This window comes from Nocardiopsis potens DSM 45234 (assembly GCF_000341105.1).
GTDB classification, from domain to species: Bacteria; Actinomycetota; Actinomycetes; order Streptosporangiales; family Streptosporangiaceae; genus Nocardiopsis_A; species Nocardiopsis_A potens.
The window spans coordinates 1-17,797 of the sequence record NZ_ANBB01000042.1; the positions used below are offsets into that span (position 1 = coordinate 1).

General features: G+C 76.3%; 18 protein-coding genes and 1 pseudogene. 7 read left to right on the forward strand and 12 right to left on the reverse strand.

Annotation, left to right across the window (positions count from 1 at the left end):
- Window positions 1-602 precede the first annotated feature (602 nt).
- Complete coding sequence (locus tag D459_RS0116600; RefSeq protein ID WP_017594135.1) at window positions 603-1,199, reverse strand: TetR/AcrR family transcriptional regulator; 597 nt, start codon at window positions 1,197-1,199, stop codon at window positions 603-605.
- 106 nt (window positions 1,200-1,305) lie between these two features.
- Here D459_RS0116600 and D459_RS0116605 point away from each other — a divergent pair, with 106 nt between their 5' ends.
- On the forward strand, window positions 1,306-2,724 hold the full coding sequence (locus D459_RS0116605) for an MFS transporter (protein ID WP_017594136.1): 1,419 nt from the start codon (window positions 1,306-1,308) through the stop codon (window positions 2,722-2,724).
- A 28-nt stretch (window positions 2,725-2,752) separates the two neighbouring features.
- Here D459_RS0116605 and D459_RS0116610 read toward each other — a convergent pair whose 3' ends face one another.
- The gene (locus tag D459_RS0116610; protein WP_017594137.1) at window positions 2,753-3,232 is read right to left on the reverse strand and encodes a hypothetical protein; all 480 of its coding nucleotides are present in this window, start codon (window positions 3,230-3,232) and stop codon (window positions 2,753-2,755) included.
- Between the two features lie 346 nt (window positions 3,233-3,578).
- Between D459_RS0116610 and D459_RS0116615 the strand changes: the two genes are divergently transcribed.
- Window positions 3,579-4,499 carry a universal stress protein gene (locus D459_RS0116615; protein ID WP_017594138.1) on the forward strand — a complete coding sequence of 307 codons (921 nt, stop codon included), beginning with the start codon at window positions 3,579-3,581 and terminating at the stop codon, window positions 4,497-4,499.
- Window positions 4,500-4,661: 162 nt separating this feature from the next.
- On the opposite strand, the gene D459_RS0116620 is transcribed toward D459_RS0116615, so the two are convergent.
- Together D459_RS0116620 and D459_RS0116625 are read right to left on the reverse strand one after the other, a co-directional pair.
- Window positions 4,662-6,395 (reverse strand): sensor histidine kinase, encoded by a 1,734-nt coding sequence (locus D459_RS0116620; RefSeq protein ID WP_026120460.1) that lies wholly within the window; start codon window positions 6,393-6,395, stop codon window positions 4,662-4,664.
- A gap of 207 nt (window positions 6,396-6,602) precedes the next feature.
- Window positions 6,603-7,595, reverse strand: coding sequence for an Acg family FMN-binding oxidoreductase (locus D459_RS0116625; RefSeq protein ID WP_017594140.1), 993 nt, complete (start codon window positions 7,593-7,595; stop codon window positions 6,603-6,605).
- 350 nt (window positions 7,596-7,945) lie between these two features.
- Between D459_RS0116625 and D459_RS0116630 the strand changes: the two genes are divergently transcribed.
- Complete coding sequence (locus D459_RS0116630; protein WP_017594141.1) at window positions 7,946-8,797, forward strand: universal stress protein; 852 nt, start codon at window positions 7,946-7,948, stop codon at window positions 8,795-8,797.
- A gap of 15 nt (window positions 8,798-8,812) precedes the next feature.
- The gene (locus D459_RS0116635) at window positions 8,813-9,499 is read left to right on the forward strand and encodes a CBS domain-containing protein (RefSeq protein ID WP_026120461.1); all 687 of its coding nucleotides are present in this window, start codon (window positions 8,813-8,815) and stop codon (window positions 9,497-9,499) included.
- Window positions 9,500-9,610: 111 nt separating this feature from the next.
- On the opposite strand, the gene D459_RS0116640 is transcribed toward D459_RS0116635, so the two are convergent.
- On the reverse strand, window positions 9,611-10,345 hold the full coding sequence (locus D459_RS0116640; RefSeq protein WP_017594143.1) for a helix-turn-helix domain-containing protein: 735 nt from the start codon (window positions 10,343-10,345) through the stop codon (window positions 9,611-9,613).
- A 227-nt stretch (window positions 10,346-10,572) separates the two neighbouring features.
- Between D459_RS0116640 and D459_RS0116645 the strand changes: the two genes are divergently transcribed.
- Window positions 10,573-10,965: a hypothetical protein gene (locus D459_RS0116645; RefSeq protein ID WP_017594144.1), complete on the forward strand. Its 393-nt coding sequence runs from the start codon at window positions 10,573-10,575 to the stop codon at window positions 10,963-10,965.
- Window positions 10,966-11,089: 124 nt separating this feature from the next.
- On the opposite strand, the gene D459_RS35885 is transcribed toward D459_RS0116645, so the two are convergent.
- The 3 genes from D459_RS35885 to D459_RS0116660 form a co-directional block, all read right to left on the reverse strand.
- A complete protein-coding gene (locus tag D459_RS35885; protein ID WP_020380215.1) occupies window positions 11,090-11,245 on the reverse strand; it encodes a hypothetical protein in 156 nt (51 codons plus the stop codon).
- Between the two features lie 128 nt (window positions 11,246-11,373).
- Window positions 11,374-13,755, reverse strand: coding sequence for a glycoside hydrolase family 65 protein (locus D459_RS0116655; RefSeq protein ID WP_017594146.1), 2,382 nt, complete (start codon window positions 13,753-13,755; stop codon window positions 11,374-11,376).
- Window positions 13,752-14,510 (reverse strand): HAD family hydrolase, encoded by a 759-nt coding sequence (locus D459_RS0116660; protein ID WP_040710276.1) that lies wholly within the window; start codon window positions 14,508-14,510, stop codon window positions 13,752-13,754. Before D459_RS0116660 ends, D459_RS0116655 begins: the two co-directional genes overlap by 4 nt.
- A 250-nt stretch (window positions 14,511-14,760) precedes the next feature.
- Between D459_RS0116660 and D459_RS31885 the strand changes: the two genes are divergently transcribed.
- Together D459_RS31885 and D459_RS0116670 are read left to right on the forward strand one after the other, a co-directional pair.
- The gene (locus D459_RS31885; protein ID WP_017594148.1) at window positions 14,761-15,399 is read left to right on the forward strand and encodes a CBS domain-containing protein; all 639 of its coding nucleotides are present in this window, start codon (window positions 14,761-14,763) and stop codon (window positions 15,397-15,399) included.
- Window positions 15,400-15,553: 154 nt separating this feature from the next.
- Entirely contained in the window at window positions 15,554-16,075 is a 522-nt protein-coding gene (locus D459_RS0116670) for a flavodoxin domain-containing protein (protein ID WP_017594149.1), read from the forward strand.
- Window positions 16,076-16,187: 112 nt separating this feature from the next.
- Here D459_RS0116670 and D459_RS37480 read toward each other — a convergent pair whose 3' ends face one another.
- From D459_RS37480 to D459_RS35890, 4 genes and pseudogenes are all read right to left on the reverse strand, one after another.
- Window positions 16,188-16,481 carry a BON domain-containing protein gene (locus D459_RS37480; RefSeq protein ID WP_017594150.1) on the reverse strand — a complete coding sequence of 98 codons (294 nt, stop codon included), beginning with the start codon at window positions 16,479-16,481 and terminating at the stop codon, window positions 16,188-16,190.
- A 61-nt stretch (window positions 16,482-16,542) separates the two neighbouring features.
- Window positions 16,543-16,908: pseudogene (locus D459_RS37575) on the reverse strand (CBS domain-containing protein); the annotation flags it as partial.
- 5 nt (window positions 16,909-16,913) lie between these two features.
- The gene (locus tag D459_RS31895) at window positions 16,914-17,564 is read right to left on the reverse strand and encodes a CBS domain-containing protein (protein ID WP_017594152.1); all 651 of its coding nucleotides are present in this window, start codon (window positions 17,562-17,564) and stop codon (window positions 16,914-16,916) included.
- Window positions 17,564-17,740 (reverse strand): hypothetical protein, encoded by a 177-nt coding sequence (locus D459_RS35890; protein ID WP_161634169.1) that lies wholly within the window; start codon window positions 17,738-17,740, stop codon window positions 17,564-17,566. Before D459_RS35890 ends, D459_RS31895 begins: the two co-directional genes overlap by 1 nt.
- Window positions 17,741-17,797 lie beyond the last annotated feature (57 nt).

Here is a 17,797-nt window from a genome sequence, read left to right on the forward strand (position 1 = left end):
CATAAACTGCTCACGGCCTGAACGAACCAACCCGGTGTTGCGACGACCCCTAGAAACCGCCGCGTTGGTAGGGCCGCAACGTCAAGATCATCGCCCAGGAGCGCCTTCCCCGGCAGCGATCCGGCCCCGACCCCCACCGGCCCCGCCGCCGCCCGCCTGCACCCCGGCCCCGTGGGACGCCGCGCCGGACCGGCCGGCCGGTCCCCCTGCCCTCGCTGCCCGTCTTGACCTTCGCTCCGTGAGACGCCGCGCCCGGCTGGGGTGCCTGGCCCCGCCCCTACCGCTGCCGTCGCTGCCGGTCTGAGCCTTCGCTCCGTGGGGCGCCGCGCTGGACCGACCGGCCGGTCCCCTTCCCGCCGTCGCTGCCTGCTTGAGCCCCGACCCCGTGAGGCACCGCGCCCGGGTGAGGCCTGTACCCCGGCCCTACCTGTGCCGTCGCCGCCCGTCTGAACCCCCGCCCCGTAAGGCGCCGTACCCGGTCGGGGCGCCTCTCGTCCCTCGCCTCTCCCCGAGTTGCTCGTTGCAACGGCGACTTGACGACGAGCGCTCTGATGGGGCCGCAGCGTCAAGATCATCGGGGAGAGGCGGGGCGCGGACCCCGGTCAGCGGCTCCGGTCGGCGGGGCAGGCCTCGGCGATCGCGGCGAGTACGCGGGCGCGGGCCGAGGCGGCGGGGTGGGCGCCGATGAGGACGTAGTAGGCCAGCCCCTCGGCCAGCGCGGTGAGCGAGACCGCGGCCGCCGCCGGGTCGGCGGCGCCGACCCCGTGCAGCAGGTCCGCGACCTGGCGGTGGAAGCGGCCGTACTCGGCGCGCATCCGCTCGGCGATGGCCTCGTCGGACAGGGCGAGCGAGGTGAAGGCCTGGCGGACCCGCATGTGCGCGCGGGTGTCCTCGTCGTAGGGGATGAGCTCGGTCAGCACCGCGGCCAGCACGTCGCGCGGGCCGCCCGCCCGGCCCGCGGCGTCCGCGATCCGGGCGCTGCTCAGCGCGTTCCCCCGGTCGAAGGCGGCCTCGATCAGCCCCTGCTTGGCGGGGAAGTAGTGCTGCACCCGGCCGGGGGAGACGCCGGCGCGGGCCGCCACCTCGCTCTGCGACACCGCGGCCAGCCCGCGCTCGGCGACGACCGCGAGGACCGCGTCGGCGATCTGGGTCCGGCGCTCCTCGTGGTGCGCGCCGGGTCCGCGGGTCCGGTGGCCCATCGCCCCTCCTTTTTCCAATGTGCTCTCATCGGTTTGACGGGCCGAGTCTACCCGGGCTAGCTTTCCGAGCAGAACGATGTGACCGCATTGATCTGCTGGAGGCCCCATGGCGCCCGACGACCCCCGGCGCTCCACCGCGGACCGGGCGGGCGGCCGCGCCGGCCGCCCCGCCGTCGGCGCGGTGCTCGCGCTGGCCTGCACCGCGCAGTTCATGGTGGTCCTCGACGTCTCCGTGGTGAACGTCGCGCTGCCCTCGATCCGGGCCGCGCTGGACTTCGGGCCGGCCGACCTGCAGTGGGTGGCCGGCGCCTACGCGCTGGCCTTCGCCGGCCTCCTGCTCCTCGGCGGGCGCCTGGCCGACCTGTACGGGTGCCGGCGGGTGCTCATCGCCGGCCTCGCCCTGTTCACCGCGGCGAGCCTGGCGGGCGGGGCGGCCTGGACGCCGGGCCTGCTCATCGCCGCCCGCGCCGCCCAGGGGCTGGGCGCGGCCGTGCTCGCCCCCGCCACCCTCACCGTGCTCACCGCGACCTTCCCCGACGGGCCCGCGCGCACCCGCGCGCTGGCCACCTGGACGGCGGTCGGCGCGGCCGGCGGCGCGGCGGGCAACCTGGTGGGCGGCCTGCTCACCGACTCGCTGTCCTGGCGGGCCATCCTGCTGGTCAACGTGCCGGTCGGGATCGCCGCCATCGCCGCGGCGGCGCGCTTCACCGCCCGGGACCGCCGCCCCGCGGGCGGCCCGGGCCGGCTCGACGTCCCCGGCGCGGTCGCGGCGACCGCCGGGGTCACCGCGCTCACCTACGGTGTCACCCGGGTCCCCGAGCACGGCTGGACCGACCCGGCCACCGCGGCGGCACTGGCCGCCGGCGGCGCCGCGCTGGCGCTGTTCGCCGCGGTCGAAGCGCGGTTCGCCGCCGCGCCGCTGGTCCCGCCCCGGCTGCTGCGCGACCGCGCGGTCGCGGTGGGCTGCGCCGTGACGCTGCTGGCGGGCGCCTGCTTCCAGATCCCGATGTGGTACTTCCTCACCCTCTACATGCAGGACGTACTGGGCTACGGCGCGCTGGCGACGGGGCTGGGCTTCCTGCCGCACACCCTGGTCACCGTGGCGGCCGGCCGGTGGCTGACCCCGCTGCTCATGCGCCGGGCCGACGCCCGCGCGCTGGTCGCCGCGGGCGCCCTCATCGCGGCCGCGGGCTTCGCCTGGCAGGCCGCCGCGGTGCCGGCCGGGACCTACGCCGCGGCCGTCCTCGGCCCCGGCCTCCTGTTCTCCCTGGGCGGCGGCCTGTTCGCCACCCCGCTCACCGCCATCGTCGTCTCCGGCGCCGACCCCTCCGACGCGGGGGCCGCCTCCGGCCTGCTCAACACCGCCAAGCAGGCGGGCGGCGCGCTCGGGCTCGCGGTGCTGGTCACCCTGGCCGGCCCGGTCTCCGGCGCCGCCGGCTACGGCGGGGTCTTCCAGGTCCTCGCCGGTCTCCAGCTCGCCGTCGCCGCGGCCGCCCTCGCCCTGCCCGCCCGCCGCCCCCGCTGACCCCCGCCGGCCGCGCCCCCGGAACCGGTCACCCCGCCGGAGGGGCGGACAGGCGGACGACGCGGCCGGCCCCGGGGTCGTAGCCGAGGACCGGGGGACCGGGGGAGCCCTCGGGGACCATCAGCACCGGCCTGCCCAGGCGGCGCCCGATCGCCGAGAGGAATCCGCAGAACAGGTCCAGCCGCTCCTGCCCCTGGAGCTCCCGCAGGTCGACGTCGAAGTCGATCTCCTCCGGCGTGCAGAAGCGGAAGATCACGAGCACGCCGCCGGCCGGCCGCACCCGCAGCTCGGGCCATGTGCCGGGGCGGGAGAGCGCGGCCTCCGCGCGGGGGACGGCCCGGACCGCCCCGTCCTCGGCGTACCGGCTCGGCCACCCGCTCTCCTCGACCAGGTCGAGGAGGGCCTGCCAGTCCGCCGCCGAGGTGCCGGCGACCCGGAGGTCGGGGAGCGCCCCCATCGCCTCGGGGTCGAACAGGTCCCGCACCTCGTCCCAGAGAAGTCCGCCCATGCGGCGATGCTCCCACCCCTCTCGGCGGCAGGGCGGGGAGGGCGGTGCGCCCGGGCCTCCGCACCGGACGCGGGTCCGACGGCACGGCCGCCGAGGCGGCGGGCGGAACCGGAGGGCACAGGCCGGAACGGCGGCCGCCCCGCCCACCGGGACCCCGCCCTCCGGCCGGGGGACCAAGGTCCCTCGGACCCGGGAACGACGGCACTGAACGCGCCGAAGGCGCCCGGGCGAGACTGGACTCGCCCCCGGGGGACGCAGAGCGAGTGCCGCGGGGCAGGGGGGAGCCTGTGCAGGCCGCCGCTCCCCCGGGGGCCGGAGGCACATCGCGCGGGAGGGAGCGGCGGTGATGGCGGGGAACGGAGAGGCGGTCGGCGAGGTCGTCGTCGGAGTGGACGGATCGAGGACAGCGCGCCGGGCGCTCGGATGGGCCGCCGAGGCGGCGGCCGACCGGGGTACCGGACTGCTCGTCCTGCACGCCGTGAGCATGCCGCTGGTCAGCGTCCCGTTCGGTCGGCCGATCCGGCTGCCCCCTACCCCCGAGGTGGCGGACCGGGCCTCCTCGCTGCTGGCGGACGCGGCGGCCGAAGCCGAGGCCGCCCGGCCCCGGACGCCGGTCCGTACCCGAGTCTCCGCCTCGGACCCGGCCCCGGCACTGATCAAGGCCTCTGAGGAGGCCGGGCTGGTGGTCGTCGGCTCCCGGGGCCTGGGCGGCGCCGGGTCGCTCTTCCTCGGCTCGGTGAGCATCCGGGTGGCCGCGCATGCCCGGTGCCCGGTGGTCGTGGTGCCGCCCGGGGAGGGCAGGCGCCGCGGGCGGCCCCGGGTGGCGGTGGGCGTCGACGGCTCGCCCGGCTCCGCGGCCGCGCTGCGGTTCGCCCTTGAGGAGGCGGCGCGGACCGGCGCGGGCCTCACCGCGGTGTACGCCTGGGAGCCGCACCGGCCGGCCGACCCGTTCCTGCTCGGCGCCGACCTGGACGAGGAGGAGCGCCGGAACCTCGAATCCCGGGCCGACAAACTGGTGCGCCGCATGCTGGACGAGGCGGGCGACGAGCGGACCGGAGACGTCCCGGTGCGCGTCCTGGTGGTCCGGGACCAGCCGGCGCACGCCCTGCTCGAAGCGGGCGCCGAAGCCGACATGATCGTCGTCGGCTCCCGGGGCCGGGGCGGCTTCCGCGGCCTGCTGCTCGGCTCGGTCGGCCAGGCGGTGCTGCACCACGCGCCGGTACCGGTGGCGGTCGTGCACGGGCATGCCGACGGACTCGCGTCCTGACTCCGCCGCGGGCGCCGGGCCCGTCCTGCAAAGGGGCCGATCCGGGCCCGCCGGGGAAGGGCGCCGAGGGGCGGCGGCAGGGCGCGCGCCGCCCCCGGCCGCAAGGGCGGGGCGGCCTGCGGTCGGAGACCTCGGGCGACCGGGCGCATACCTGACGGTCTCTCAGCCGCTCCCGTCCTCCTCGGGCAGCGGAACGCTCCAGCGGACCCGGGTGCCGCCCAGCGGCCCGGGGGCGGCCTCGAACCCCCCGCCCAGCAGGGCCGCGCGCTCGGCCATGTTGCGCAGGCCGCTGCGGCGGACGCCCTCGGGCAGGCCGACCCCGTCGTCCTCCACCTCCACGGAGACCTCGCCGTCCACGGCGACCCGGACGTCCACCCGGGAGGCGCGGGCGTGCCGCGCCGCGTTGGACAGCGCCTCCTGCAGCACCGCCAGCGCGTGCTCGGCGACGCCGTCCGGGACCCCGCTGTCCAGCGGGCCCTCCAGCCGCAGGCCGGCGGCGAACCCCAGCGCCCCGGTGGCGCCGTTCACCACGTCCAGGATCTGGTTGCGCAGCCAGGGCCGCTCGCCGCCGCCCAGGCTCTGCAGTGCGAAGATCGTGGACCTGATCTGCCGGATGGTGTCGTCGAGGTCGTCCACGGCCTGCTGCACCCGGTCCGCCTGATCGGGCGGCTCGATCCGGCGCACCGCCCCCATCAGCGACATGGCGACCGCGAAGATCCGCTGGATGACCACGTCGTGCAGGTCCCTGGCGATCCGGTCGCGGTCCTCCAGGACGACCAGCCGCTCGGTGTCGGCGCGGGCGTCGGCGAGCTCCAGGGCCACGGCGGCGTGCCCGGTGAACGCGTGCAGCAGGCGCAGCGTCGACGGGGCGAACGGGGCCCGGCCCTTGCGTCGGCCGAGCAGCAGCACTCCGCGGGCGGTGCCCTGGGCCCCCAGCGGGACCAGTAGCGCCGGGCCGACGCCGAGGCCCTGCAGGAGCGGGGCGGGCCCGCCGCCCGGGTGGGAGACGTCGATGGCCAGAGGGGCGCACTCCCTGAGGACCCGTCCGGTGAGGGTGCCCTCCATCGGAACGCTCCGGCCCTCGACGTCACCGGCGCCGAAGCCGTCGGCGGCGCGCACGGTCAGCCGGCTGCCGCCCTCGGGCGTGGCGAGGGCCGTGATGTCCGCCTCCGACATGCGGCGGGCCTTCTGCGCGATCAGGTGCAGCACCTCGCGGGTGCCGGTGCCGGTGCCGGTGAGAAGCCGAGTGGTGACCTCGTTGGAGGCGTCCAGCCACCTCTCCCGGAGGCGGGTCTCCTCGTACAGGCGGGCGTTCTCCACCGCCACCCCGGCGGCGGTGGCCAGTGCGGCCACGATGGCCTCGTCGTCCTCGTCGAACGCCTCGCCGCCGGCCTTCTCGGTCAGGTAGAGGTTGCCGAACACCTCGTTCCGCACCCGGACGGGAACGCCGAGGAAAGTGCGCATCGGCGGGTGGCCCCGGGGGAAGCCGTGCGACTCGGGGTGCTCTGCGAGGTCGGTCAGGCGGAGCGTCCGCGGCTCCTTGATCAGCAGCCCGAGCAGGCCCCGCCCCTCCGGCCAATGCTCGATCGAGGCGATCTCCTCCGCGGAGAGGCCCACCGGGACGAACCGCTCCAGCCCGCCCTCGCCGTCCATCACCCCCAGCGCGCCGTAGCCGGCGCCGACCAGCGACATCGCGGCTTCCACGATCCGCCGCAGCAAGGTGTCCAGGTCCAGGCCGGTGCCGATCGACACCACCGCCTCGAGCAGGGACCGGACTCGGTCGCGGACGCGCATCACCGCGTCGATCCGGGAGTGCAGTTCGGCGAGGAGATCGTCGAGCCGCATCTGGGGCACCAGGGGCGCCCCGGGGCCTGGGCCGGGCGCATCCTCGGGCATGGTCCCCTCCTGGAGCCCGGAGTCCGCGGGCGGGCGCGGATGAGAACGGCCTGACCTCTGCAGTCTAAACCGGAGAGGCGGTCGTCGGAGGAAGGCGGGGCGGCGGGTCCGCCGTGCACCGAAGGGCCGCCTCGGGCCGTCCCGCCCCATGCGCCCTGCCGGGGCGCGGGAGGCGGCGCACCGGCCGCGGGTCCGCCCCGCCCCGCCTCAGAACCCCGCCAGGGCGTTCTGCAGCGCCTCCTCCTCGGCGCGCTCCGGCGGGCGGACCCGGCCCAGGCGCAGCACCATCTGCGGGTACGCGCCCCGGCACAGCCGATCGCCGAGGAAGGCGCGGAGCAGCGGCTCCTCCAGCGGCTGGGTGTGGAAGGCGGCGGACACGCCGCCGGCCGCCGCGGTCAGCAGGACCCGCTGCAGCGCCTGGCCGGCCGCGAGATGGGCGGGCCGGCCGTCCTCGGCCGTGGTGAGCACCGCGACCGTCCCGGTGGCCCGCCCCGGTGCGGCGAGCAGCCCGCGGACGCCCCCGTGCCCGTAGTCGCGGCCGGGGAACGGCGTACCGGCCGACTCCTCGGACGGCGGGAAGTCCTCGGCGCGGACGCCCTCGCCCGGAGGCCCTCCGGCCGGGCGGACCCAGCGGGCGAGCTCCTCGCTCCGGGACCGCTCTCCGCGCTGCAGGTGCTCGGCGGCGGTGATCAGGCCGGCCAGCGAGCTCACCGCCGATCCGTCGGTGAGCAGGTGGAGCACCGCCCCTTCGGCGGACGCGGCCGCGCTCAGTGCGCGCACCAAGCGGACGTCGCCGACGTCACTGTGGAAGGCTCCGCGGTGGGTGCGGCGCCGCTCGACCGCGTTGTACAGCAGCCGCTCCAGCACGCCCGGCTCCGCCGGCCCGTCCGCACCGACCTCGGCGAGCAGGGCCGGGCGCTCCGGGTCGGGCAGCAGCGCGACCCGGGGGCGGAGACCGTGCGCGCGCAGTGCGAGCCGCACGTTGTACAGCGCCGCGCCGCAGCTGATCACCAGCTCCCGGGAACCGGGATCGGCGGCGTCCAGTCGGCGGTCCGGGTCGGCGCGCAGCGAGATGCGGCCCCCGCCGCCCGAGATGGTCCAAGGGCGGGTGCCGCACACCGACGGTGCGCGGTCGCCCGCCCGGATCGCGGCCTCCAGCGGCTCGCGTCCGATGAAGCGGTGGTCCGAGGAGGTCTTCACGAGGCGGCTCCGGTCGCTCGGTGCTCCGGCGCGTTCGGCCGGAGCGGGAACCGGGAGCGGTCTCCGCGGGCGGGAGTCCCGTTCCCGGGCTCGCCTCCAGCTCACCCCGGCGCTCTTCCCCGGCCAAGGGCCGAAGGAGGTCCTTCCCGGGGACAGAGGTCCCGGGCGCTCGGGACCGGCCGCCCCCCGGGGCGACAGGACCTCCGTACTGCGCGGGACCGCCGCAGGGCGAGGCGGGCCCGGGACCTCGGCCCACCGAGAGGGGACCTCGGCCCCGCCGCCGGGGGCGCCTCCGCGGACGAGGATCGAGGGGAACGGGAATTTCGGAGCGCGGTGGAGGGAAGAGTCCCATGGAACGCTCGATCCTGGTGGGTGTGGACGGCTCAGAGGCGGCGCTGAAGGCCGTCGACTGGGCGGCCGCGGAGGCCGCCCGGCGCGGACGGCGCCTCGTCCTGCTGACGGCGCAGCCGCTTCCGTCCCCGGAAGGGGCCTTCATCTGGTCCGAGGCCGAGATCAGGGAGGAGGGCCCGCGGATCCTGGCCGAGGCCGAGAAGCGCGCCGCCGCGGCGGCCCCGGGCGTTCGGACGGGCGGGACCGCGGTCGTGGACGCCCCGGCGGCCGCGCTGCTGCGCCATGCCGAAGACGCCTCCATGGCGGTGGTCGGCCTGCGCGGCCGGGGCGGCTTTCCCGGGCTGAAGGTGGGATCGGTCGCCTACCGGGTGGCCGCGCACGCGAAGACGCCGGTGACGGTGGTCGGCCCGGAGCCGCTTCCGGAGGACCGGGAGGGGATCGTGGTCGGCGAGGACGGCTCGGCGCAGAGCGGCCGGGCCCTGGCCGAGGCCTTCGACGCCGCATCGGCGACGGGGGAGGGCGTGGCGGCCGTCCGCGCCTGGGAGCGCCCGCTGCCCCCGGTCACCTCCGCCCCGATGCCCTACGACTTCGGTGTGCTGCGCGACATCGAGGAGGCGGCCCTGGAGCGCGCCGCCGCCCCGTGGCGCACCGACTTCCCCTCGGTCCGGCTGCGCACCGAGGTGGTGGAGGCCCGGCCGGTCCCGGCGCTGGTCGAGGCCGCGAAGGAGGCCCGGCTGATCGTGGTGGGGGCGCGCGGACGCCGGGGGATCCCCCGGTTCGCCCTGGGGGCGACGGCGCACGGCCTGCTGCACCGCGCCGAGTGCCCCGTGACGATCGTGCACGCCGCCTGAGAACGGGAGGAAGCCATGACCGTACGAGTGGAGGACCTGATGGCGGCGGACCCGGTCGGCGTCTCCGCGGACACCGACCCTCGGGAGCTGGCGGAGCTGCTGCGCCGCTTCGGGGTGAGCGCCGTCCCGGTGGTGGACGGGGAAGGGCGGGTCATCGGGATGGTCTCCGAGGCCGATCTGCTGCTCAGGCTCACCGCGCCGGGCGGCCCCGGGCCGGGGCGCGGCCGGCGCGCCAGGGAGGAGCGCTCCAAGGCCGGCGCCGCCACGGTACGCCGCATGATGACCGCGCCACCGGTGACCGTCGGCCCGGAGGAGCCCGTCGCCAGGGCGGCCGAGCTGATGCACCGCCACCGGGTCAAACACCTCCCGGTGGTCGGCCCGGACGGAGCGCTGGTCGGGGTGATCGGCCGGAGCGACCTGGTGGGGCTCTACACCCGCCCGGACGACCGGATCCGAGAGGAGGTCGTCCGCAGGCTGCTCACCGAGTTCGACCTGCCGCGGGTGCGGGTCCGGGTGGAGCGGGGCGAGGTCGTGCTGGAGGGCCGGGTCCGGCTGCGATCCAGTGCGGTGGCGCTGTCCAGGTCCGTCCGGCACATCGAGGGCGTCGTCCATGTGGCGGACCGGCTCGACTGGGACGCCGACGACCTGTCGCCGCTGTCCTCCGCGCTCATGCCCGGACCGAGGAGCGGGCGGGAGCGGTGAGCCGCCGCCCCGCGCCCGCACGGAGGCCGGCGGGACGGGAAGGCCCGGGGGAACGGGCACGGTCCCGCCCGGCTGCGGGCGGGGCCGCTCCGCTCTCCGGCGGGCCCCGCCTCACGGCGCCGGCACCGGTCCCTCTCCCGCCCGGGGGAAGGGCGGTGCGGTGCCCGGCTGCGGCTCAGCCGGAACGATCCGGCGTCCGGTGACCTTCTCCGGGACCATGCGCACGTAGGCCTCGCGCTCGCCCCCCGCCCAGGGGCGGACCGGGGTGAGGCCGCGGAGCCGGAGGACGTCGCGGGCGTCGCGGACCGGCAGGGCGCGGCCGGTGAGCAGAACACTCCACCCTTCGTTCACGGCGTCGTCGATCCGGTCGACCTCGAAGGAGGCGCGGCCGGGCAGGTGCGCCGCGATCACCCCCTCGGCGCCGGTCCGGAAGACGACGTCGCCCCGGACGACCGCGTAGTTGACCGGCAGGACGGTCGGCGGTCCGCCGCCGTGCGGCGCGAAGGCGAAGCGCCCCACTCCGCCCGGGGCGATGAGCTCGTCGCACTCCCGGCGGGTCAGCGTGCGCAGCTCCGGTCGGGGGAGGACGGTGCCTCCGGCCCCCGGGGGCGCCTCGGTGTCGGCGCCGAGCAGGTGGTCGGGGGAGGTGCTCAAGGCCTGGGCCAGGCGGTGCAGCGACCGCCGGGTGAGCAGCGGCGGATGCTCTTCCAGATAGGCGACGTAACCGGGGGCCATGCCGGCCCGCTGGGCGACCTCCTCCCGAGTGAGGCCGAGCTCTCTCCGGCGCTGGGCGGCCCGGCGGCAGAAGTCCCCGCTCGGCGGCCGTCCCGTCCGTTCGTCCTGCATCGCTTCCTCCCCGCGGTGATCGCTGCCCGCTTACACCTTCCAGCCTCGGGTCCCGCCCGCGGCGGCCCAAGGGGCCTTGGGGCGGGAAGAGGGGGGCGGAGGTCCCGAGGAGCGGCACCGGGGACGGGACCGAAGGCGCCCCGGAACGGGAGGGACGGCGCTGCCCGGTGGCTTACCGGCGGAGCAGACTGGGCGCACCGGGAAGGAAGCGGGAGGAGGTGAGGACCGTGCGCTCTCGGGACCGCTGGGAGGATCCGCGGATCTCCGTCACCTGTCCGAGGAGCATCGGCCCGGCCGGAGCCGCGCACATCGCGGACCGGCTGGCCGGCCTGGAGCGGTGCGCCGGGCCACCGGTGCTCCGGGTGCACGCCGAGGCGGGGTACCGCGAGGTCGGCGGGTACGGCCGGCTGCTGAAGGTGGAGGCGGTCGCGGTCCTGGAGGGCGATGCGGTACACGCCGGAGCGGAGGCGGACTCGCTGTACGCGGCGGTGGACAAGCTGTACCGCCGGCTCTGCCTGAGGCTCGCTTCCCCCTGTTCCGGGGACGGGCCCGGTGGCGGGCGGCCTCCGGGACCGGCGCGGAAGGAGCGGGGCGGCACTCTGCCCGACGGCCCGCGGTGAACGCGGGGCCGCTCCCTCTTCCGGAGCGGTCCGGGGGCGGAACCCCGAGGGGCGGCGGCGCGGAAGAGCGGGCGCTCCGCTCCAGGGGCGCCCGCGACCGGCCCCTCCCGGACGCCGGCGGGCGTCAGCCGCCCTGCTCGACGGTGGCCCTGCGCCGACCGCGCTCCCGCCGGGCGAGGCCGAAGCCGACCTCCAGGATCCCCTCCTTTCCTTGCAGGCAGGAGGCGGTGACGTCCGGGAGGAGCGCCTGCTCCTCGGCGTGCGCGAGCCTGTTCATCATCGACCTCCCTGGCCATCGGCGGGCTTTCGCCTTCCAGTCCACCCGGCGGCTCACGGGCGCGGGCAGAGGCGGGCGCCCGGCCGCGGAAGGCCGAAGGCCACGCTCTTCCGGGACCTGCACGGGAGCGGTCAGCGGAGGGGGAGCTCGCACGAGGTGCACGGGGCCGCGGTGGCGCGGCGGCCTTTGAGCTCGACCGGGAACGGCGGTGCCGCGGACGGAGGCACGGACACCCGGGCGCTCTCTCCGTCCACCTCCAGACGCACGCCCCAGTGGTCCCGGTAGCGCAGTACGAAGGAGAGCACGGGCAGCTCGGCGGGGGTGAGCGGGCTGAGGTGCAGCACCCCCTCCCGCAGTTCGAGGCCGGTGTAGCAGCGGGTGAGCAGGTCTATGGTGCCCGCCATCGCCCCCAGGTGGATCCCCTCCGCGGTGGTCCCGCCCTGGGAGTCGTCGATGTCCGAGCGGAGGGCCTCGCGGAAGAAGCGCCAGGAGGCCTCCCGGTCGGTACGGGAGAGCACCCAGGCGTGCACCACTGAGCTCAACGTCGAGCCGTGGCAGGTGCGGGCCAGGTAGTACTCCACGGTGCGGGGGATCAGGCCGGGGTCGTAGGGCAGGCCGAGCCGCCTCAGCAACCCGGCCAGCTCGTCCGCGGAGAGCAGGAAGAACAGCATCAGCACATCGGCCTGCTTGGACGCCCGGTAGCGATTGCAGGAATCGCCTTCGGCCTCGAGGATCCGGTCCAGCCTCCGGATGTCGCCGTATCGGTCCCGGTAGGCGTCCCAGTCGAGTTCCGCCAGTTCCTCGTAGCCGTCGAACTGGCTGATCACCTCGTCGTGGAAGGGGACGTGCATTCTCCGGGAGAGCGTTTCGAAGCACGCCGTCTCAGCGGGGGAGAGGCCGATGGCCTCCTCCAGCGAGGTTCGGCACTGCTCCGGCAGCGCCTCCAGCGCGTCCATGGCGCGCAGCATCACCCACACCGCCATGACGTTGGTGTAGGCGTTGTCGTCCAGGCCCGGGGAGGAGCGGCCGGGCATCCCGTCGTGATACTCGTCCGGCCCCATGACGCCGCGGATCCGGTAGCGGTCCAGGGCCGAGTCGTAGACGGCCGCGTCGGCGAAGGCGCGGGCCACTTCCACCAGCAGCTCCGCGCCGAACTCGGCCAGGAAGGAGAGGTCCCCGGTCGCCTGGTGGTGCTGCCATACGTTGTAGGCGACGGCCAGGCCGACGTGCCGCTGCAGGTGCGAATGGTCGGGCAGCCACCGCCCGGAGCGCGGGTTGAGGTGAAGCCGCTGCGACTCCTCCCGGCCGTCGCTTCCGCTCTGCCAGGGGAACAGCGCCCCCCGCAGTCCGGCGGCCCGGGCGGCCCGCCGCGCCGCCGGCAGCCGCCGCCACCGGTAGCGCAGCATCGCCCGTGCGGTCTCCGGGAAGTGCAGGTTCAGGAAGGGCAGCACGAACAGCTCGTCCCAGAACACATGGCCGCGGTACGCCTCCCCGTGCAGCCCCCGGGCGGGCACCCCGGCGTCCAGCTCTGCGGTGTGCGGTGACACCGTCTGCAGCAGGTGGAACAGGTGGAGCCGCAGGGCCTGCTGGTCCTCCTCGTCCTCGATGGCCACATCGCACGCCCGCCACAGGCGGCTCCAGGCCGCGGCGTGCCTGAGCAGCAGCGCCTCGAAGGAGCCGGCGCGGTCCGCGGCCGAGCGGGCCGCCCCCAGCGGATCGCCGATGGCCCGGTCCCGGGAGGTGTACAGGGCGACGACCTTCTCCACCGTGACCTGCCCGCCTTCCACCAGATTCATCGACAGGTCGCAACCGGCCCAGGCGGCGCGGGCGGGCGGGGCGGAGTGTACCGCCTCCGGGCCCCGGACCGCCCGGGTCCGCGCGGCGAGGGCGATCCCCACCCCCGACCCCGCGGTCGCACAGCGCAGCCAGACCGCGCCGGGGGCGCCCCCGCCTGCGCCCTCCGGCCGCAGGTGCTGCGAGGCCAGACCGCGATAGCGCGCCACTCCGGCATTGGCCGTCTCCCCGTCCAGGGCCGAGCGGACGGTCAGCCTCCCGCTCCAGTTCTCCGCCGCCAGGGTGGTCTCCAGAGCCGCCAGGTGCGGGTCGTCCATCGAGACCAGCCGCCGCTGGACCACCCGGGTGCGCCGCCCGCCGCCGTCCACGGCGAGGAAGGTCCGGGTCAGCACGCCGCGCCGCATGTCCAGCTCGGTGCGGTCCGGACCGGCCGGGTCGGGGCCGGCGCACCAGGCGCCGTCGCCGCAGCGGAAGGTCAGCGGGAGCCAGTTGGGTGCGTTGACCAGGTCCTCGTTCTCCACCCGGCGGCCGCCGACGGAGGAGACCGCGCGGTCATAGCACCCGGCGATGTAGGTGCCGGGGTAGTTCACCCCGTCGGCGCGCGCCTCAGGGGCGGCGCCGCGGGTGGCGAACAGGCCGTTGCCCAGGGTGCACAGGGCTTCGCGGGTTCCGGTGCGCCCGCCTCCGGGGCCCTCGTGCACCAGCCTCCAGCCGCTCACCCCGACACCCCGGAGATCTCCAGGTCACCGGGGTCGGCGACCACCGCGTGCGCGCCGCGCCGGTACAGCTCGCCCTCCCGGCCGCTCCGGTCGACCCCGATCACCAGCCTGAACCCGCCGCGAACCCCGGCCTCCACCCCGGCCAGCGAATCCTCCAGGACCGCGGTGCGGCCGGGCGGTGCGCCCAGTCGGCGGGCCGCCTCCAGGAACAGGGCGGGGTCGGGTTTGCCGGGCAGACCCAGCCGGGCCGCGTCCACACCGTCGACCCGGGCGTCGAACAGCGGCTCCGCACCGGCGGCCCTCAGTACCGCGGCGCAGTTGCGGCTCGCAGAGACGGCCGCGGTCGCGACACCCGCCTCCCGCAGCCGCCGGATCAGTGCCGCGGTGGAAGGGAACGCGGACGCCCCGTTCCTGCGCAGACGCGCCAGGAAGAGGCGGTCCTTCCTTTCGGCCAGCGACGCCGCGGTCGCGGCACCGGGGTGCGACGGATCTTCGGGGAGGGCGATGCCGCGCGAGGAGAGGAAGGCCCGTACCCCGTCCAGGCGCGCCTTGCCGTCCACGAGCTCCAAGTAGTCCTCGGGCAGCCGGAACGGCCGGTAGGGCTCCCCTGCTCCGGCGCGGGACCGGAGGAACGGGTCGAAGGCCGACTTCCAGGCCGCCGCGTGCACGGCGGCCGTGTCGGTGACCACCCCGTCGACGTCGAAGAGCACTGCCTCGATCTCGTCCAGCGGGATCACCGCTCCACCTGGCGGCACGGTCCACCGCCCCTCCGTCCGGGCGGTCCGGTACCGCCCCCGCCCCCCATCACACCCCGCGCCGGCGGGCGGAGGGCAGGGTCTTTGGTCGCCGGGCCCGGGCCGAACGGCCGGAGCACCGGGCCCGGGCGGGGACCAACGGCGCCGGGCGGGGGACGTTCGCCGCTCGCCCCGGGCGGGTGGGCGGGGCAGCATCGGAGGACGGAGCGAGGGCACCGGGAGGCCGCCGATGAGAACGGTCGCGGACTTGATGAGCACACGGGTCATCGCCGCGTCGGAGGACGCGGGGTTCAAGGAGATCGCGGTCGTGCTGAGGAACAACGGGGTCAGTGCGCTGCCGGTGGTCGACGCCGACCGGAAGGTCGTCGGGGTGGTGTCCGCCGCGGACCTGCTGCGGCGGATCGAGGCCCCGGGAACCGTCGAGGGGAGCGGGAGCGGTGCGTCGGCGCGCGATCTGATGACGACGCCCGCTGTGACCGTCACCGCGGACGCGACCCCGGTGGAGGCGGCCGAGCGGATGCGCAGGCGGAGGGTCAAGCGCCTTCCGGTGGTCGACGGCCGAGGGCGGCTGGTCGGCCTGGTCAGCCGCTCCGACCTGCTCCGCGTCTTCTTCGTGCGGGACGACAGGATCCGCTGGCTGGTGGCCGAGGACGTGGTCCGGCGCGGATTCGGCCTTCCGGGCGTCGCCGTTTCGGTGGAGGGCGGCGTGGTGACCCTGGAAGGCGAAGTGCCCCGCAGGTCGGACATCCCGCGCCTGCTGCACGATGCCGGTCGGGTCGAGGGGGTGGTCGGGGTCCGCAGCAGGCTCGCCTATCGCAAGGACGACCTCGCGCCGCCGGCCGCACGGGAGCGGGCCGGGCGGGGCGCCCCGCCCGGCCCGCTGCGCTGAAGGCCCGCCGGGCCGCCGGCCACCGCTGCGGCGTCCGCCGCGCTGGCCGGAACGGAGGCGCTCCGCAGGAAGAGCAGCATGAGGCGGTGCGGGAACACCGGCACCCGCTCGACCGGCCGCGGACGGCGGCAGGAGAACGGACGAGGGAGGAGCCATGACGGTCCTGATCGGTTATGCCAGCGAGCACGGCTCCACCAGGGGGATCGCCGAGCGGGTCGCGCTGCGCCTCCGGGAACAGGGCATCGGAGCGGAGGCGGTCCGGCTCTCCCGGGCTCGGGAGGCCGAAGCCTACGAGGCGGCGGTCATCGGAAGCGCGGTGCACGAGGGGGCATGGCTCGAGGAGGCCGCCGATTACGCGCGGCGCAACTCGGAGGCGCTCGCCCGCCGCCCGGTCTGGCTGTACAGCGTCGGCATGGCCGGTGCGGTCGGCGGCCGGTTCGAGGCGCTCGCCAAAGAGCCGAAACCGGTGGCCGAACTGCGGGAGCGGGTCCGCCCGAAGGGGCACCGCCTGTTCGCGGGGGCCCTCCGCCCCGGCCACCTGCCTCTCGCGGGGCGGGTGATCTACCGGCTGATGCGGGGGCGCTACGGCGACTTCCGGGACTGGGCCGGTATCGACGCCTGGGCCGCTGCCATCGCGGTGGAACTCTCCGCAGCGGAGGGCGGCGCCCAGGTGTGAGGCGGGTCCGGCACGGCCCGCCCGCATCCCGGATGCGCCGGTTCAGGGGCGGGCGCTTCGGGGCCGAAGGGTCCACGGAGCGCCCGCCCGATGCGCACCCGGCGGGGCGGACTCACAGGCCGCGCCACTGCACGTACGGTGGGAGCACGTCGTCGACCTCCCACACCAGGGAGTCGCCGAGAACGGAGACCACCCCCTCGATGCGGCCGATCTGGCGCCGGAGCGAATCGGCGGTGCTCCGGCTCCGGACCGAGCCGCGCAGCGTCACCACACCGTCCTCGACGTCGGCGGTCACCTCCGCGGACCCGGAGGGGAGGGCGGAGATCTCCTCGCCGACCTCCCTCGCGATTCCCTCGTCCGAACGGAGGAAGACACTGAGCAGGTCGCGCCGGCCCACGAGGCCCACCAGCCCCCCCGTCCTCATCGACGACGGGGAGCCGCTTCACCCCGTGCCGCTCCATGATCCGGGCGGCCTCCACGACCGACGCCGACGGCCGGACGGTGACCGCCGGCCCGCTCATCAGCTCCGCCGCGGTCATCCCCGAAGCCTTCTCGAAGGACGTCCCGGACAGCAGGCCGCCTCCGCCGATCCGGGAACGCAGCCAGGCGCGCACCGGTGACCGGTAGCCCCCTCCGTACTCCTCGCCTCCGAACTCCTCCTTGTGCAGGAGGTCCCCCTCGGTGACGACGCCGACCACCCGGCCGTCCGCGCCGGTCACCGGAAGGGCTCCCACCTCCTGCTCCAGCATGGTCTCCACGATCTCCAGGTAACCGGCGTCCTCGGCCACCGAGGAGACGTCTGCGGTCATGACGTCGCCGACCGTACTGCGCATCGCCCTCACTCCTTCCGGGCGCCCGGTCCCTCCGCGGGCGCCGCCGATCCGGTCCCGGCAGAGGGAACGAGCAGGACGTCCCGCGTTCCAGGGACGGCGGCCGCGGTTGCCCGCACCGCCCCCGAGGCCCCGGCGCCGCCGATCTCCACCACGCCGCCGTGCACCGTGACCGACAAGGGGTCGGCGCCGCCGAGCGCGGCCACCACGTCGTCCCGGATGGCCCGGTCGGAGCGGAGGTAGGCCCGGGCGATGTCGCGCCGTTCCACGACCCCCACCACCCGGTCCCCGCGGAGCACCGGGACGCAGCGGACCCGCGTCTCGATCATCCGGTGGGCGAGCTCGGCGGCACCGTCGCCGTCGGCCGCGGTGATCACGGCCCGGGTCATCACGTCGGCCACGCGGCGGGGCGGCGCCTCCTTCCCGGAGGCCCGTACGCAGCGGCCGTAGGGGTCCGCGGCAGGAGCGAACAGGTCGCACAGCAGATCGATCTCGGTGACCACACCGACCAGGGCCCCGTCCGGGCCGACCACGGGGGCGCCGTCGCAGCGCCGCTCGCCCAGCAACCGGGCGGCCCGGTCCAGCGCGATGTCCTCGGTGAGCAGCACGGCAGGGGCGGACATCATCTCCGCCACCCGCATCGCCGCCGCGGGGGCCATCAGAGGCCTCCCCGTTCGGAGGAGGCGCCCTGCGGGATCCGGGCCATGATCCGCTCCCCGGCCGCGGAGAGCAGGGCGACCTGCCTCTCCGGCCGGTGCACGTGCTCCTCGAATTCCCGCTTCTCCGCCATCGTCCGCCGGCCTTCCGGCGTCGGCTCCTCAGAGGTCCGGTGCATCGTCGCCCTCCTCACCGCCTGTGGTCCCGGCGTTCCCGGTGCCCTGCATCCACTCTC

Coding starts and splice junctions, on each gene's coding strand:
- D459_RS31895 (WP_017594152.1), bottom strand. CDS start 17,564: ATGGCCCCCGCGGCGGCGATGCGGGTGGCGGAGATGATGTCCGCCCCT.
- D459_RS0116600 (WP_017594135.1), bottom strand. CDS start 1,199: ATGGGCCACCGGACCCGCGGACCCGGCGCGCACCACGAGGAGCGCCGG.
- D459_RS0116615 (WP_017594138.1), top strand. CDS start 3,579: ATGGCGGGGAACGGAGAGGCGGTCGGCGAGGTCGTCGTCGGAGTGGAC.
- D459_RS35885 (WP_020380215.1), bottom strand. CDS start 11,245: ATGATGAACAGGCTCGCGCACGCCGAGGAGCAGGCGCTCCTCCCGGAC.
- D459_RS0116670 (WP_017594149.1), top strand. CDS start 15,554: ATGACGGTCCTGATCGGTTATGCCAGCGAGCACGGCTCCACCAGGGGG.
- D459_RS31885 (WP_017594148.1), top strand. CDS start 14,761: ATGAGCACACGGGTCATCGCCGCGTCGGAGGACGCGGGGTTCAAGGAG.
- D459_RS0116610 (WP_017594137.1), bottom strand. CDS start 3,232: ATGGGCGGACTTCTCTGGGACGAGGTGCGGGACCTGTTCGACCCCGAG.
- D459_RS0116630 (WP_017594141.1), top strand. CDS start 7,946: ATGGAACGCTCGATCCTGGTGGGTGTGGACGGCTCAGAGGCGGCGCTG.
- D459_RS0116635 (WP_026120461.1), top strand. CDS start 8,813: ATGACCGTACGAGTGGAGGACCTGATGGCGGCGGACCCGGTCGGCGTC.
- D459_RS0116620 (WP_026120460.1), bottom strand. CDS start 6,395: ATGCCCGAGGATGCGCCCGGCCCAGGCCCCGGGGCGCCCCTGGTGCCC.
- D459_RS0116605 (WP_017594136.1), top strand. CDS start 1,306: ATGGCGCCCGACGACCCCCGGCGCTCCACCGCGGACCGGGCGGGCGGC.
- D459_RS35890 (WP_161634169.1), bottom strand. CDS start 17,740: ATGCACCGGACCTCTGAGGAGCCGACGCCGGAAGGCCGGCGGACGATG.
- D459_RS0116640 (WP_017594143.1), bottom strand. CDS start 10,345: ATGCAGGACGAACGGACGGGACGGCCGCCGAGCGGGGACTTCTGCCGC.